General features: G+C 52.5%; 13 protein-coding genes and 2 tRNA genes. 14 read left to right on the top strand and 1 reads right to left on the bottom strand.

All coding sequences use genetic code 11. The features are described from left to right. Positions 1-99 precede the first annotated feature (99 nt). Entirely contained in the window at positions 100-393 is a 294-nt protein-coding gene (yhbY, locus tag F3J40_RS13525) for a ribosome assembly RNA-binding protein YhbY (protein ID WP_167015382.1), read from the bottom strand. A gap of 126 nt (positions 394-519) precedes the next feature. Between yhbY and rlmE the strand changes: the two genes are divergently transcribed. From rlmE to pnp, 14 genes are all read left to right on the top strand, one after another. Next, positions 520-1,149, top strand: coding sequence for a 23S rRNA (uridine(2552)-2'-O)-methyltransferase RlmE (gene rlmE / locus F3J40_RS13520; protein WP_017349624.1), 630 nt, complete (start codon positions 520-522; stop codon positions 1,147-1,149). A 114-nt stretch (positions 1,150-1,263) separates the two neighbouring features. Continuing rightward, entirely contained in the window at positions 1,264-3,195 is a 1,932-nt protein-coding gene (gene ftsH, locus F3J40_RS13515; RefSeq protein WP_017349625.1) for an ATP-dependent zinc metalloprotease FtsH, read from the top strand. 82 nt (positions 3,196-3,277) lie between these two features. Continuing rightward, positions 3,278-4,111 (top strand): dihydropteroate synthase, encoded by an 834-nt coding sequence (gene folP, locus F3J40_RS13510; protein WP_017349626.1) that lies wholly within the window; start codon positions 3,278-3,280, stop codon positions 4,109-4,111. Positions 4,112-4,119: 8 nt separating this feature from the next. Further along, on the top strand, positions 4,120-5,454 hold the full coding sequence (gene glmM, locus F3J40_RS13505) for a phosphoglucosamine mutase (protein WP_167015380.1): 1,335 nt from the start codon (positions 4,120-4,122) through the stop codon (positions 5,452-5,454). Positions 5,455-5,672: 218 nt separating this feature from the next. Then, positions 5,673-6,005 (top strand): preprotein translocase subunit SecG, encoded by a 333-nt coding sequence (secG, locus tag F3J40_RS13500; protein WP_017349628.1) that lies wholly within the window; start codon positions 5,673-5,675, stop codon positions 6,003-6,005. Positions 6,006-6,054: 49 nt separating this feature from the next. After that, positions 6,055-6,141, top strand: a tRNA-Leu gene (locus tag F3J40_RS13495). A gap of 59 nt (positions 6,142-6,200) precedes the next feature. Then, positions 6,201-6,277 (top strand) — tRNA-Met (locus F3J40_RS13490). A gap of 213 nt (positions 6,278-6,490) precedes the next feature. After that, positions 6,491-6,943: a ribosome maturation factor RimP gene (gene rimP / locus F3J40_RS13485; RefSeq protein ID WP_167015378.1), complete on the top strand. Its 453-nt coding sequence runs from the start codon at positions 6,491-6,493 to the stop codon at positions 6,941-6,943. A 24-nt stretch (positions 6,944-6,967) separates the two neighbouring features. After that, positions 6,968-8,455 (top strand): transcription termination factor NusA, encoded by a 1,488-nt coding sequence (nusA, locus tag F3J40_RS13480; protein ID WP_017349630.1) that lies wholly within the window; start codon positions 6,968-6,970, stop codon positions 8,453-8,455. Between the two features lie 17 nt (positions 8,456-8,472). Then, a complete protein-coding gene (infB, locus tag F3J40_RS13475) occupies positions 8,473-11,169 on the top strand; it encodes a translation initiation factor IF-2 (RefSeq protein WP_017349631.1) in 2,697 nt (898 codons plus the stop codon). 65 nt (positions 11,170-11,234) lie between these two features. Next, positions 11,235-11,642: a 30S ribosome-binding factor RbfA gene (gene rbfA, locus F3J40_RS13470; RefSeq protein WP_017349632.1), complete on the top strand. Its 408-nt coding sequence runs from the start codon at positions 11,235-11,237 to the stop codon at positions 11,640-11,642. Then, positions 11,642-12,586: a tRNA pseudouridine(55) synthase TruB gene (gene truB / locus F3J40_RS13465; RefSeq protein WP_167015376.1), complete on the top strand. Its 945-nt coding sequence runs from the start codon at positions 11,642-11,644 to the stop codon at positions 12,584-12,586. The genes rbfA and truB overlap by 1 nt, the downstream gene beginning before the upstream one ends. A 128-nt stretch (positions 12,587-12,714) precedes the next feature. Then, positions 12,715-12,984 (top strand): 30S ribosomal protein S15, encoded by a 270-nt coding sequence (gene rpsO / locus F3J40_RS13460; RefSeq protein ID WP_017349634.1) that lies wholly within the window; start codon positions 12,715-12,717, stop codon positions 12,982-12,984. A gap of 309 nt (positions 12,985-13,293) precedes the next feature. Continuing rightward, positions 13,294-15,426 (top strand): polyribonucleotide nucleotidyltransferase, encoded by a 2,133-nt coding sequence (gene pnp, locus F3J40_RS13455; protein ID WP_017349635.1) that lies wholly within the window; start codon positions 13,294-13,296, stop codon positions 15,424-15,426. Positions 15,427-15,468 lie beyond the last annotated feature (42 nt).

Below are 15,468 nucleotides of genomic sequence, written 5' to 3'. Positions count from 1 at the left end.
AGCAATACTGGACACAATTGTAAAGACGGGTAAAAGGCCGCACTGCGGCCTTTTATCCTCTGCGAGCACATGGCAATTTCAATTGCCGGCAACGCAGAATTAGCGTGGCAGTGAGATCTTTTTTTCTTGTGTTGGACGATACAGTACCAGCGTTTTACCGATGACTTGCACGTTGCAAGCGCCGGTTTCGCGGACGATCGCTTCAACAATCAGCTGTTTAGTCTCACGCTCTTCAGCAGCGATTTTCACCTTGATCAATTCATGATGATTTAACGCTAGCTCGATTTCGGCCAGCACGCCTTCAGTCAGGCCATTACCGCCTAACATCACCACCGGGTTAAGGTGATGGGCAAGGCCTTTCAGGTGCTGTTTTTGTTTGTTACTCAGATTCATCGTATTTTTTGCTTACTCAGGGATTGAAAACGGTTCATTCTACCGCCATCTCCGGGTTATAGCCAAATTAACGCAACCCATTGCGCGCGGATTTATCGCTACGATGAGCAATTAGTTGGAAAAATTATGACCGGTAAGAAGCGTTCAGCCAGTTCCAGTCGCTGGTTACAGGAACACTTTAGCGATAAATATGTGCAGCAAGCACAGAAAAAGGGGTTGCGTTCGCGCGCCTGGTTTAAACTTGAGGAAATACAGCAGGGTGACAAGCTTTTCAAACCCGGCATGACCGTGGTAGATCTGGGTGCTGCACCTGGAGGCTGGTCGCAGTATGTCGTAGAGCAAATAGGCGCAAACGGTCGCATTATCGCTTGTGATATCCTGCCGATGGACCCTATTGTTGGTGTTGACTTTTTGCAGGGCGATTTCCGTGAGGAAGCGGTGTTAGCCGCGCTGCTGGAACGAGTGGGCGACAAGAAAGTTCAGGTGGTCATGTCTGACATGGCTCCGAATATGAGCGGTACACCCGCTGTTGATATTCCCAGATCGATGTATCTGGTAGAGTTGGCGTTAGGGATGTGTAAAGACGTTCTCGCACCTGGCGGCAGCTTTTTAGTGAAAGTGTTTCAGGGAGATGGCTTCGATGAATACCTACGGGAAATTCGCTCCCTGTTTACGAAAGTAAAAATTCGTAAGCCGGACGCTTCGCGCTCTCGTTCGCGTGAAGTGTACATTGTAGCGACAGGGCGCAAACTATAACCAACTTCCCTGGCATCGCTGTCAGTACCGCAGCGATTCCATGTAACAAGGATATATAGTACCCTACGCTGTCTGTTAACACCGTTGTAATATGAGGTTAATCCCTTGAGTGACATGGCGAAAAACCTGATTCTCTGGCTAGTCATCGCGGTCGTGCTGATGTCAGTATTCCAGAGCTTTGGGCCCAGCGAGTCGAATGGCCGTAGGGTTGATTATTCAACCTTCCTGTCGGAAGTGAACCAGGATCAGGTCCGCGAGGCACGTATTAACGGGCGTGAAATTAACGTTATCAAAAAAGACAGTAATAAATACACGACCTACATTCCTGTCAACGATCCCAAGTTACTCGATAACCTGTTGACCAAAAACGTCAAAGTAGTAGGCGAACCACCAGAAGAACCAAGCCTGTTGGCTTCTATCTTCATCTCATGGTTCCCAATGCTGCTGCTGATTGGCGTGTGGATCTTCTTTATGCGTCAGATGCAGGGCGGCGGCGGTAAGGGCGCGATGTCCTTCGGCAAGAGTAAAGCCCGCATGTTGACCGAAGACCAGATCAAAACCACCTTTGCGGACGTAGCCGGTTGTGATGAGGCTAAAGAAGAGGTAGGTGAGCTGGTTGAATATCTGCGTGAACCGAGCCGCTTCCAGAAACTGGGCGGTAAGATCCCGAAAGGCGTCCTGATGGTCGGCCCTCCGGGTACGGGTAAAACGCTGCTGGCAAAAGCGATTGCCGGTGAAGCAAAAGTCCCATTCTTCACTATCTCCGGTTCTGACTTCGTTGAAATGTTCGTCGGTGTGGGCGCATCTCGTGTGCGTGACATGTTCGAGCAGGCGAAAAAAGCCGCGCCGTGCATCATCTTTATCGATGAAATCGATGCAGTAGGCCGTCAGCGTGGTGCTGGTTTAGGCGGTGGTCACGATGAACGTGAGCAGACGTTGAACCAGATGCTGGTAGAGATGGATGGTTTCGAAGGTAATGAAGGCATTATCGTTATCGCTGCGACTAACCGTCCAGACGTGCTTGACCCAGCGCTGCTGCGCCCAGGTCGCTTTGACCGTCAGGTTGTTGTAGGTCTGCCAGATGTGCGTGGCCGTGAGCAAATCCTGAAAGTGCATATGCGCCGTGTGCCGCTGGCAACTGACATTGATGCTGCGATCATTGCCCGTGGTACGCCTGGTTTCTCCGGTGCTGACCTGGCAAACCTCGTCAACGAAGCTGCTCTGTTTGCTGCCCGTGGCAACAAGCGTGTGGTCTCAATGGTTGAGTTTGAAAAAGCCAAAGATAAGATCATGATGGGTGCGGAACGTCGCTCCATGGTGATGACCGAAGCGCAGAAAGAGTCTACCGCTTACCACGAAGCAGGCCATGCGATTATTGGTCGTCTGGTGCCGGAACACGATCCGGTGCACAAAGTGACGATTATCCCGCGTGGACGTGCTCTGGGTGTGACGTTCTTCCTGCCGGAAGGTGATGCTATCAGCGCCAGCCGCCAGAAACTTGAAAGCCAGATCTCAACGCTGTATGGCGGTCGTCTGGCGGAAGAGATTATCTACGGTGCAGAACACGTTTCTACTGGTGCTTCTAACGACATCAAAGTGGCCACTAACCTGGCGCGCAACATGGTGACGCAGTGGGGCTTCAACGAGAAGTTAGGTCCGTTGCTGTACGCTGAAGAAGAAGGCGAAGTGTTCCTTGGTCGCTCTGTGGCGAAGGCGAAACACATGTCTGATGAAACAGCACGCATCATTGACCAGGAAGTTAAACACCTGATCGATAGCAACTACCAACGTGCTCGCGTTCTGTTGGGTGAAAACATGGACATTCTTCATGCGATGAAAGATGCGCTGATGAAGTATGAAACCATTGACGCACCACAGATCGATGACCTGATGGCCCGTCGTGAAGTGCGTCCACCAGCAGGTTGGGACGACTCCGGCAGCAGCAACTCTTCGGACAACAACGGCACGCCAAAAGCGCCACGTCCAGTTGATGAGCCGCGTACGCCGAACCCAGGTAATACTATGTCTGAGCAGCTCGATAAATAATCTGTCTGTTTAAACACAAACCCCGGCTGGTCCGGGGTTTTTTATATCCGCCATACCCGTAATTCTCCAGGAGTAACCCGCAATGCAGTTGTTCGCTCGCGATAGCCATCTCGATCTCTCTTTCCCACACGTGATGGGGATTTTGAACGTCACGCCAGATTCGTTTTCGGATGGTGGGACGCACAACTCATTGGTTGATGCGTTGACGCACACCAACGAGATGGTCAATGCGGGAGCAACAATCATTGATGTGGGCGGCGAGTCGACGCGACCAGGCGCGGATGAAGTCAGCGTGGAAGAGGAACTGGCGCGCGTCATTCCGGTGGTGGAAGCGATCGCGCAACGTTTTGAGGTCTGGATTTCAGTGGATACCTCAAAAGCCGAAGTCATTCGTGAAGCGGCTCGCGTGGGTGCGCATATCATTAATGATATTCGCTCACTCTCCGAACCGGGTGCGCTGGAAGCTGCGGCTGAAGTGCAGCTGCCTGTCTGCTTGATGCATATGCAAGGTGAACCGCGCACTATGCAGCAGGCCCCTGATTACCAAAACGTTCTCACTGAAGTGGATACTTACTTCGCTGCTCAGATTGCTCGCTGTGAAGCCGCTGGGATCAAAAAATCGAACCTGTTACTCGACCCCGGCTTTGGTTTCGGTAAGAATCTCAACCACAACTACGAACTGCTGGCCCACCTCAGTGATTTTCACCATTTCGGCCTCCCACTGCTGGTGGGAATGTCGCGTAAATCAATGATTGGTCAGTTGTTAAATGTCGGTCCTTCGCAGCGCCTGACGGGCAGCCTGACCTGTGCCGTGATTGCCGCTATGCAGGGTGCGCAGATTATTCGCGTGCATGATGTTAAAGAAACGGTCGAAGCGATGCGCATCGTCGAAGCGACGCGCAGAGCCAAAGGATAAGAACAGAGATGAGTAATCGTAAATATTTCGGAACAGATGGCATTCGCGGCACCGTGGGCCAGGTGCCTATCACGCCTGATTTTGTACTGAAACTGGGTTGGGCGGCAGGTAAAGTTCTGGCACGCCACGGCTCCAAAAAAGTCCTGATTGGTAAAGATACCCGCATCTCAGGGTATATGCTGGAGTCCGCTCTGGAAGCTGGGCTGGCGGCGGCAGGTTTATCTGCGGCGTTTACTGGCCCAATGCCAACCCCTGCTATTGCTTATCTGACGCGGACTTTCCGTGCAGAGGCGGGCATTGTCATCTCTGCTTCGCACAATCCTTTCGATGACAACGGTATCAAGTTCTTCTCGGCTGAAGGTACCAAGTTACCGGATGATGTCGAAGAGGCGATTGAACTGGAGTTGGAAAAACCGATTACCTGCGTTGAGTCCGCTGAACTTGGGCGTGCCAGCCGCATCGTTGATGCCGCCGGGCGCTACATTGAATTCTGTAAAGGCACGTTCCCTAGCGAACTCAGCCTGAATGGCCTGAAAATTGTGGTGGACTGCGCCAATGGCGCGACTTATCACATCGCACCAAACGTACTGCGTGAATTGGGTGCGCAGGTGATTGCTATTGCGATACAGCCTGATGGCATGAACATTAATAAAGAGTGTGGTGCCACCGACCTGCGCCTGCTGCAGCAGCGCGTTCTGGAAGAGAAAGCCGACCTCGGCCTTGCCTATGACGGCGACGGCGACCGCATCATGATGGTTGACCATCTTGGCCATAAAGTGGATGGCGACCAAATTCTCTACATCATTGCGCGTGAGGCATTACGTCAGGGCCAACTGCGCGGCGGTGTCGTCGGTACGTTAATGAGTAATATGGGTCTGGAGCTGGCATTGAAGCAGCTCGGCATTCCGTTTACGCGCGCCAAAGTGGGTGACCGTTACGTGCTGGAGAAGATGCAAGAGAAGGGGTGGCGTCTCGGGGCTGAGAACTCCGGGCATGTGATTCTGTTAGACAAAACCACCTCAGGCGACGGTATTGTTGCGGGTCTGCAAGTGCTCACCGCGATTGTCCGTAACCATATGAGCCTGCACGATCTGTGCATCGGCATGAAGCTACTGCCGCAGGTGCTGGTTAACGTACGTTTCAGCGGCGATAACGATCCGCTGGAAGAGGAATCCGTGAAGGTGGTGACCGCCGAAGTTGAAAAAACGCTGGCGGGACGCGGGCGTGTCTTACTGCGTAAATCGGGTACTGAGCCGCTGATCCGCGTGATGGTCGAAGGCGAAGATGAAGCCCAGGTGACGGCATTGGCGCACAAAATTGCCGATGCGGTGAAGGCAGTTTAAGCCCTGTTCTGGCGGGGAGCAGAAATGCAAACCGCCTGTAAAATCACCACGATGGCGTTTTTTTCTCCAATCAATGATTGAAGTGAAAATTGCACTTGCAGAGGTATGCGCCATTGGTTAGTATTCAGACCCGCTTCCGATGGGTGACAACGAGATCTCCCATCAATACTGGTTGAAGCTTTAACTGTACGGTTATCGTGCAAGGAAACAGGTTGATTATGTACGAAGCTCTTTTAGTTGTTTTCCTTATTGTAGCCATCGCCCTCGTGGCTTTGATCATGCTGCAGCAAGGTAAAGGCGCTGATATGGGAGCCTCATTCGGTGCAGGCGCATCCGCGACATTGTTCGGCTCTAACGGTTCAGGTAACTTCCTGACACGTATGACCGGCATCTTAGCGGCACTGTTCTTCATCATCAGCTTGCTTCTGGGTAACCTGAACACGAACAAGCCTTCAAAAGGAAGTGAGTGGGAAAATCTTACAGCTCCGGCGCAGTCTCAACAGACTCAGCCAGCTAAACCGGCAACACCGGGTAACGATATCCCGCAGTAATAGCGTTAAGCTCGCGACAAGGCTGTCAGAAAAGCCATTGTCATGATGTACCGAGGTGGTGAAATTGGTAGACACGCTACCTTGAGGTGGTAGTGCTCGAAAGGGCTTACGGGTTCAAGTCCCGTCCTCGGTACCAAATCTTAGTAGTACTTGCAATGCAAGTTCGTTCGGCGTAACATTCGCCACGTTTTCGGACGCGGGGTGGAGCAGCCTGGTAGCTCGTCGGGCTCATAACCCGAAGGTCGTCGGTTCAAATCCGGCCCCCGCAACCACTTTCCCTTAGAGTTCTTTTTCAAATATACTGTATGTATCGACGGATGCTCTTACAGCAGATTTTGAAAAAATTTCTTCTGGATTGTGCTCCGAGCCGCATTGCGGCATACAGGGTCCAGTCGCAAAAAGCCCCGCATGTTCGGGGTTTTTTTGTTATCAGGAAATCGCAATACTGGGCTATTAGGCCCTTTTTTTATGTCTTGGGGGTGGGCTTGTCCACATTAGAGCAAAAGTTAACTGAATTGATCTCCGCTCCGGTAGAAGCGCTTGGCTACGAATTAGTCGGAATTGAGTTCGTCCGTGGCCGTACTTCCACCTTGCGCATCTATATTGATAGTGAAAATGGCATCAATGTTGATGATTGCGCTGATGTCAGCCACCAGGTAAGCGCTGTAATGGATGTGGAAGATCCAATTACTGTGGTTTACAACCTCGAAGTCTCCTCACCGGGTCTCGACCGTCCTCTGTTTACCGCTGAACACTATGTGCGTTTTACAGGCGATGAAGTGAGTCTGGTACTGCGTATGGCCGTACAGAATCGTCGCAAATGGCAGGGTATAATTAAAGCTGTCGAAGGCGAAATGATTACGGTAACCGTAGAGGGGAAAGATGAAGTGTTCGCACTGAGTAACATTCAGAAAGCGAACCTGGTCCCCCACTTTTAAAAGTCCGGATTGAGGCTAACCAGGATGAATAAAGAGATCTTAGCTGTCGTAGAAGCCGTTTCTAACGAAAAAGCCCTGCCGCGTGAGAAAATCTTCGAAGCGCTGGAGAGCGCGCTGGCCACTGCGACCAAGAAGAAATACGAGCAAGAGATTGATGTGCGCGTCAGCATCGACCGTAGAAGCGGCGATTTCGACACTTTCCGTCGTTGGGAAATTGTAGAAGAGGTGACCCAGCCGACGCGCGAGATCACGCTGGATGCAGCACGCTACGAAGATGAAGCGTTCAATCTGGGCGAATATGTTGAAGATCAGATCGAATCTGTCACCTTCGACCGTATCACCACGCAGACCGCTAAACAGGTTATCGTGCAGAAAGTGCGCGAAGCTGAGCGTGCGATGGTGGTTGATCAGTTCCGCGAGCAGGAAGGCGAAATCATCACCGGTGTGGTGAAGAAAGTAAACCGTGACAACATTACGCTCGATTTGGGCAGTAATGCAGAAGCTGTCATCATTCGTGAAGACATGCTGCCGCGTGAAAACTTCCGCCCGGGTGACCGTATCCGTGGCGTGCTGTACGCTGTTCGCCCTGAAGCGCGCGGTGCTCAGCTGTTTGTAACCCGCTCCAAGCCGGAAATGCTGATCGAACTGTTCCGCATTGAAGTGCCGGAAATTGGTGAAGAGGTTCTTGAAATTAAAGCCGCTGCGCGTGACCCAGGTTCTCGTGCAAAAATCGCGGTAAAAACCAATGACAAACGTATTGACCCGGTCGGCGCATGTGTAGGTATGCGCGGTGCTCGCGTTCAGGCTGTTTCCAGTGAACTGGGCGGCGAACGTATTGATATCGTTCTGTGGGACGATAACCCGGCGCAGTTTGTCATTAACGCCATGGCCCCGGCCGATGTGGCGTCAATTGTGGTGGATGAAGACAATCACACCATGGATATTGCTGTTGAAGCCAGTAATCTGGCGCAGGCTATCGGTCGTAATGGCCAGAACGTCCGTCTTGCATCTCAGCTGAGTGGCTGGGAATTGAACGTGATGACTGTGGATGACCTGCAAGCGAAACACCAGGCTGAAGCTCACGCAGCAATTGATGTGTTCACCAAGCATCTCGACATTGACGAAGATTTCGCCACTGTGCTGGTGCAGGAAGGTTTCTCTTCACTGGAAGAGCTGGCCTATGTGCCGATCGACGAGCTGCTGGAAATCGATGGACTGGACGAAGAGACTGTCGAAGCCCTGCGTGAACGAGCTAAAAATGCGTTAACCACCCTTGCTCTGGCGAAAGAAGAGAGCCGTAGTGGGCAGGAACCCGCGGAAGATCTTCTGAATCTTGAAGGTCTGGAACGTGACCTGGCCTACCGCCTGGCAGCGAAAGGCGTTTGCACGCTGGAAGACCTCGCTGAGCAGGGCGTCGACGACCTGTCGGATATCGAAGGGCTCAGCGATGAGCGAGCCGGCGCACTTATCATGGCTGCGCGTAATATCTGTTGGTTCGGCGATGACGCATAATAACAGGAAGGAACAGCATGACAGATGTAACCGTAAAATCGCTGGCCGCCGAAATTCAGACCTCGGTCGATCGTCTGGTACAGCAGTTTGCTGATGCGGGTATCCGTAAATCTGAAAATGATGCGGTGACCCAGCACGAGAAAGAAACCTTACTGTCGCACCTGAACCGCGAAAGCGGTCAGGGTGAATCAAGCAAGTTGACGTTGCAGCGAAAAACTCGCAGTACCTTGAATATTCCAGGTACTGGCGGTAAAAGTAAATCGGTGCAGATCGAAGTCCGCAAAAAGCGCACATATGTGAAGGGTGAAAGCGAAGCCGAGCAGCAAGCTCAGGCAGAAGCAGAAGCTCAGGCGCAGCGTGAAGCGGAAGAAAAGGCGCGTCGGGAAGCTGAAGAGAATGCCCGCCGTGAAGCTGAAGAAAAAGCGCAACGTGAAGCCGAAGATAAAGCCAAGCGCGAAGCCGCTGAAAAGGCCAAGCGTGAAGCAGCGGAAAATGTGAAAGTGACAAATCAACAAACCGACGAAGTAACCAAAGCGGCACAGTCTGACAAAGCCCGACGCGAAGCTGAAGAAGCTGAACTTAAGCGTAAAGCAGACGAAGAAGCCCGCCGTAAAGCGGAAGAAAAAGCGCGCCTGGCGACTGAAGAAGCACGCCGTCTGGCAGAAGAAAAAGGCGAAACCTGGCAAGCACCGGTTGAAGAAGACACCAGTGATTACCATGTGACCACCTCTCAGCACGCTCGCCAGGCTGAAGACGAGAACGATCGCGAAGTAGAAGGCGGCCGTGGCCGTGCTCGTACTGCGCCTAAAGCGCCTCGTCCTAAGAAAGGCAACAAGCACGCTGAAGCCAAAACTGACCGTGAAGAAGCCCGTGCGGCAATTCGTGGCGGTAAAGGTGGTAAACACCGTAAAGGCAGCACCCTGCAGCAGGGCTTCAACAAGCCAGCGCAGGCTGTTAACCGTGACGTTGTGATCGGCGAAACCATTACTGTTGCTGAACTGGCAAACAAAATGGCGGTAAAAGGCTCCCAGGTCATCAAAGCGATGATGAAAATGGGCGCTATGGCCACCATTAACCAGGTTGTCGATCAGGAAACTGCTCAGCTGGTAGCGGAAGAAATGGGTCACAAAGTGATCCTGCGCCGTGAGAACGAGCTGGAAGAAGCGGTAATGAGCGATCGTGACACCGGTAGCGAAGCTGCTGAATCACGTGCTCCAGTGGTTACCATCATGGGTCACGTTGACCACGGTAAAACCTCTCTGCTGGACTACATCCGCTCAACCAAAGTTGCCTCTGGTGAAGCAGGTGGTATTACCCAGCACATCGGTGCATACCACGTTGAAACCGATAACGGCATGGTTACCTTCCTGGATACCCCAGGTCACGCCGCGTTTACCGCAATGCGTGCTCGTGGTGCTCAGGCAACGGATATCGTTATCCTGGTTGTTGCAGCAGACGATGGCGTGATGCCACAGACTATCGAAGCTATCCAGCACGCGAAAGCCGCTGGCGTGCCAGTAGTTGTTGCTGTGAACAAATGTGATAAGCCAGATGCAGATCCAGATCGCGTTAAAAACGAACTGACTCAGTACGGTATCATCCCGGAAGAGTGGGGCGGCGAAAACATGTTCGTCAACGTATCTGCTAAAGCGGGTACCGGCATTGACGAACTGCTGAATGCCATCCTGCTGCAGGCTGAAGTTCTGGAACTGAGCGCAGTACGTATCGGCATGGCAAGCGGTGTGGTTATCGAATCCTTCCTGGATAAAGGTCGTGGTCCGGTTGCTACCGTACTGGTGCGTGAAGGTACGCTGAACAAAGGCGATATCGTTCTGTGTGGCTTCGAATACGGCCGCGTACGTGCGATGCGTGACGAGCTGGGCCGCGAAGTGCTGTCTGCTGGTCCATCTATCCCTGTGGAAATCCTGGGTCTGTCTGGCGTGCCAGCAGCGGGTGATGAAGCCACTGTGGTACGTGACGAGAAGAAAGCACGTGAAGTTGCACTGTATCGTCAGGGCAAATTCCGTGAAGTTAAGCTGGCTCGTCAGCAGAAGTCTAAGCTGGAGAACATGTTCGCCAACATGACTGAAGGCGAAGTGTCTGAGCTGAACATCGTACTGAAATCTGACGTACAAGGTTCTGTGGAAGCGATCTCTGACTCGCTGCTGAAACTCTCCACCGACGAAGTGAAGGTGAAGATTATCGGTTCAGGCGTAGGTGGTATCACCGAAACCGACGCAACCCTGGCGGCTGCATCCAACGCTATCATTCTTGGCTTCAACGTACGTGCTGACGCTTCTGCTCGCCGCGTAATTGATGCTGAAAGTGTCGACCTGCGTTACTACTCCGTGATCTATAATCTGATCGACGAAGTGAAAGCAGCAATGAGCGGTATGCTGGCACCTGAGTACAAACAGCAGATCATCGGTCTGGCAGCAGTACGTGACGTGTTTAAGTCACCGAAGTTCGGCGCAATCGCCGGCTGTATGGTCACCGAAGGCAACATCAAACGTCACAACCCGATTCGCGTTCTGCGCGACAACGTGGTGATTTACGAAGGCGAGCTGGAATCTCTGCGTCGCTTTAAAGACGATGTCAACGAAGTGCGTAACGGCATGGAATGTGGTATCGGCGTGAAGAACTACAACGACGTTCGCGTTGGCGATATGATCGAAGTGTTTGAAGTGATTGAAATTAAACGCACCATCGATTGATCATCATCTGATGTGTTGCAATTTGGGAGGCCGCTGGCCTCCCGAATTATTTGGGAGAAAGAAAAATGGCAAAAGAATTTGGCCGCCCGCAGCGTGTTTCCCAGGAGCTGCAAAAAGAGATCGCCATGATCCTGCAACGTGAGATCAAAGATCCACGTCTGGGCATGATGGTCACCGTCTCTGGTGTAGAAGTGTCACGCGACCTGGCATACGCCAAAGTGTTCGTCACCTTCCTCAATGACAAAGACGAAGAACAGGTAAAACTCGGTCTGAAAGCGTTGAAAGAAGCGACCGGATACATTCGTATTCTGTTGGGTAAAGCCATGCGCTTGCGTATCGTGCCGGACCTGACCTTCTTCTACGACAACTCCCTGATTGAAGGGATGCGCATGTCGAACCTCGTCACCAACGTGGTGAGAAACGACGTTGAACGTCGTGGCGATCAGCCAGAAGAAGGCGACGAGGAAGCGTAATGAGTCGTCCTCGTCGTCGCGGCCGCGACATTCACGGCGTGCTGCTGCTGGATAAGCATCAAGGGCACTCCTCCAATGACGTGCTGCAAAAAGTAAAACGGCTGTTCAATGCCAATCGCGCTGGCCACACGGGCGCACTTGACCCGTTGGCAACGGGCATGTTGCCGATTTGCCTTGGCGAAGCGACGAAGTTTTCTCAGTACCTGCTGGACTCGGATAAGCGTTATCGGGTGATTGCTCGCCTTGGCGAACGCACCGATACCTCTGATGCTGATGGTAACGTGGTCGAAACACGTCCGGTGACGTTCAGCCAGACTGAGCTGGACGTCGCGCTGGAAAGTTTCCGTGGCGACACCATGCAGGTGCCGACCATGTTCTCAGCACTTAAATACCAGGGCCGCAAGCTGTATGAGTACGCGCGTGAAGGCATTACCGTGCCGCGTGAAGCGCGTCCAATCAAGGTATTTGAGCTGCAATTTATTCGCTGGGAAGGGGATGAGCTGGAGCTGGAAATTCACGTTTCCAAAGGCACCTACATCCGCACCATTATTGATGATCTGGGCGAAAAGCTAGGCTGTGGTGCGCACGTCATTATGTTGCGTCGCTTACAGGTAGCGACTTATCCGATCGAAAAAATGGTCACGCTGGAGCAGTTACAGTCGATGGTGGCCGTAGCGGAAGAAAATGGCACCAGTGCGCTGGCGTCGTTGGATACGCTGCTGATGCCCATGGATAGCCCAGCCGCCGAGTTCCCGGCAGTTAATTTACCCACCGCTGTCGCAACCTACTTCAAACTGGGCCAACCGGTTCAGGCGGAGCAGGCACCGAAACAAGGATTAGTCCGCGTGACGGAAGGCGATGAGCGGAAATTTATTGGTATGGCGGAAATCGCCACCGATGGTCGGGTGGCTCCACGTCGCCTGGTCGTAGAGTATCCTGCGTAAACTTTACGCTCCAGCCGCATGGCGCAATTGCGTTGCCAACAGGCGAAGAGTAGAATAGCGCGGCTTTAAAGCGGGCAGCTGAATTAGAGATCGGCCACCCATACATTCATTTTTTACCGGAGTTCATTATGTCTCTAAGCGTACAAGCGAAAGCAGAGATCGTTGCTAAATACGGTCGTGGTACTAACGACAGCGGTTCAACCGAAGTTCAGGTTGCTCTGTTGACTGCTCAGATTAACCACCTGCAGGGTCACTTCTCTGAGCACAAAAAAGACCACCACAGCCGTCGCGGTCTGCTGCGCATGGTTTCACAGCGTCGTAAGCTGCTGGACTACCTGAAGCGTAAAGACGTTGCTCGTTACTCAAGCCTGATCGAAAGCCTGGGTCTGCGTCGCTAAGTCTGAATAATCCGATCAAAGGCGTAAGCGCAGTAATGTGCAGAAAAACGGATCTGACGATCGGATTAATGCGAGTTTCGCGAAAAGGGGGCCTTTATGGCCCCTTTTTTTGAGCAGGCCGAAGCAATCCGGTCCAAACTCATGTATTGTTGCTTTGAGTGATCTTAGCGTGCAGAGGTTCGCGCGGCTAATGAGAAGCTTTACCGCATAAGCGGTTGAAGGTTGTCATTAGTCGCGAGGATGCATCTAAAGATCGGAAACCCTATGGCAGGTAGAAATCGCCTGCCCCGAAGTTTAAGGAAGTGAATTTTGCTGAACCCGATCGTACGTAAATTCCAATATGGTCAGCACACCGTCACGCTGGAAACCGGCATGATGGCTCGTCAGGCCACCGCGGCAGTAATGGCCAGCATGGATGACACCGCAGTATTCGTTACTGTTGTCGGCCAGAAAAAAACTAAACCAGGTCAGGACTTCTTCCCACTGACTGTTAACTACCAGGAGCGTACTTACGCTGCTGGCCGCATCCCTGGCAGCTTCTTCCGTCGTGAAGGCCGTCCAAGCGAAGGCGAAACCCTGATTTCTCGTCTGATCGACCGTCCGGTTCGTCCACTGTTCCCGGAAGGTTTCATCAACGAAGTGCAGGTTATTGCGACCGTTGTTTCTGTAAACCCACAGGTTAACCCGGACATCGTTGCGATGATCGGTGCTTCTGCTGCATTGGCGCTGTCTGGTCTGCCATTCAACGGTCCAATCGGTGCTGCACGCGTAGGTTACATCAACGATCAATACGTACTGAACCCAACTGCTGATGAGATCAAACAATCTCGTCTGGATCTGGTTGTTGCAGGTACTCAGAACGCCGTTCTGATGGTTGAATCAGAAGCTGACATCCTGACTGAAGATCAGATGCTTGGTGCGGTGGTGTTCGGCCACGATCAGCAGCAGGTTGTTATCGAAAACATCAACGCACTGGTTGCTGAAGCAGGCAAACCACGTTGGGACTGGCAGCCAGAGCCTGCTAACGATGCTCTGATTGCACGTGTTGCTGCACTGGCAGAAGCCGGTATTGCTGATGCTTACCGCATCACTGATAAGCAAGAGCGTTACACGCAAGTTGGCGCAGTTAAAGACGCGACTATCGCTGCGCTGCAGGCTGAAGACGAAACGCTGGATGCTGGCGAAATCGCTGACATCGTTCACGATCTCGAGAAGAGCGTTGTGCGTAGCCGTATCATCCGTGGTGAGCCACGTATCGATGGCCGCGAAAAAGATATGATTCGTGGTCTGGACGTGCGCACTGGCGTACTGCCGCGTACTCACGGTTCTTCTCTGTTCACCCGTGGTGAAACTCAGGCGCTGGTAACTGCAACTCTGGGTACTGCCCGTGATGCACAGAACCTGGACGAACTGATGGGCGAGCGTACTGACAGCTTCCTGTTCCACTACAACTTCCCTCCGTACTCTGTGGGCGAAACCGGTATGGTTGGCTCACCGAAGCGTCGTGAAATTGGTCACGGCCGTCTGGCGAAGCGTGGCGTGCTGGCAGTAATGCCTAAGCAAGAAGCCTTCCCGTACACCGTACGTGTGGTGTCAGAAATCACTGAATCTAACGGTTCTTCTTCTATGGCTTCCGTGTGTGGTGCGTCTCTGGCACTGATGGACGCAGGTGTACCGATCAAAGCTGCCGTTGCTGGTATTGCTATGGGTCTGGTTAAAGAAGACGAAAACTTCGTGGTTCTGTCTGATATCCTGGGTGACGAAGACCACCTGGGTGATATGGACTTCAAAGTTGCGGGTAGCCGCGACGGTATCACTGCACTGCAGATGGATATCAAAATTGAAGGTATCACCCGCGAAATCATGCAGGTTGCTCTGAACCAGGCTAAAGGTGCGCGTCTGCACATCCTGAGCGTAATGGAGCAGGCAATCAGCACTCCACGTCAGGAAATCTCTGAGTTCGCACCACGCATCTACACCATCAAAATCAACGCTGACAAGATCAAAGATGTCATCGGTAAAGGTGGTTCTGTCATCCGTGCTCTGACCGAAGAGACCGGCACCACCATCGAAATCGAAGATGATGGCACCGTGAAGATCGCAGCAACTGATGGTAACAAAGCTAAAGAGGCGATCCGTCGCATCGAGCAGATCACGGCTGAAATCGAAGTGGGCCGTATCTATGAAGGTAAAGTAACGCGTATCGTTGATTTCGGTGCCTTCGTTGCTATCGGCGGCGGTAAAGAAGGTCTGGTACACATTTCTCAGATCGCAGATAAGCGTGTTGAGAAAGTGGCTGACTACCTGCAGATGGGCCAGGAAGTTCCTGTGAAGGTTCTGGAAGTGGACCGTCAGGGCCGCGTTCGTCTGAGCATCAAAGAAGCGACAGAGTCTAAGCCAGCTGAAGAAGCCGCGGCTGTACAGGCACCTGACGCCGAATAAGCACTTAATTGGCCCCTTCCTGCCAGGCGGGAAGGGGCTTTT

The organism is Candidatus Pantoea multigeneris, from assembly GCF_011752615.1.
Taxonomy (GTDB): Bacteria; Pseudomonadota; Gammaproteobacteria; order Enterobacterales; family Enterobacteriaceae; genus Pantoea; species Pantoea multigeneris.
Note: the sequence above shows the minus strand (reverse complement) of the source record. Positions and strands in the feature narration are given on the sequence as shown.

What these genes read in the sequence shown, in the direction of transcription:
- yhbY (WP_167015382.1), bottom strand. Translation starts at nt 393, where the DNA reads ATGAATCTGAGTAACAAACAAAAACAGCACCTGAAAGGCCTTGCCCAT.
- rlmE (WP_017349624.1), top strand. Translation starts at nt 520, where the DNA reads ATGACCGGTAAGAAGCGTTCAGCCAGTTCCAGTCGCTGGTTACAGGAA.
- ftsH (WP_017349625.1), top strand. Translation starts at nt 1,264, where the DNA reads ATGGCGAAAAACCTGATTCTCTGGCTAGTCATCGCGGTCGTGCTGATG.
- folP (WP_017349626.1), top strand. Translation starts at nt 3,278, where the DNA reads ATGCAGTTGTTCGCTCGCGATAGCCATCTCGATCTCTCTTTCCCACAC.
- glmM (WP_167015380.1), top strand. Translation starts at nt 4,120, where the DNA reads ATGAGTAATCGTAAATATTTCGGAACAGATGGCATTCGCGGCACCGTG.
- secG (WP_017349628.1), top strand. Translation starts at nt 5,673, where the DNA reads ATGTACGAAGCTCTTTTAGTTGTTTTCCTTATTGTAGCCATCGCCCTC.
- nusA (WP_017349630.1), top strand. Translation starts at nt 6,968, where the DNA reads ATGAATAAAGAGATCTTAGCTGTCGTAGAAGCCGTTTCTAACGAAAAA.
- infB (WP_017349631.1), top strand. Translation starts at nt 8,473, where the DNA reads ATGACAGATGTAACCGTAAAATCGCTGGCCGCCGAAATTCAGACCTCG.
- rbfA (WP_017349632.1), top strand. Translation starts at nt 11,235, where the DNA reads ATGGCAAAAGAATTTGGCCGCCCGCAGCGTGTTTCCCAGGAGCTGCAA.
- truB (WP_167015376.1), top strand. Translation starts at nt 11,642, where the DNA reads ATGAGTCGTCCTCGTCGTCGCGGCCGCGACATTCACGGCGTGCTGCTG.
- rpsO (WP_017349634.1), top strand. Translation starts at nt 12,715, where the DNA reads ATGTCTCTAAGCGTACAAGCGAAAGCAGAGATCGTTGCTAAATACGGT.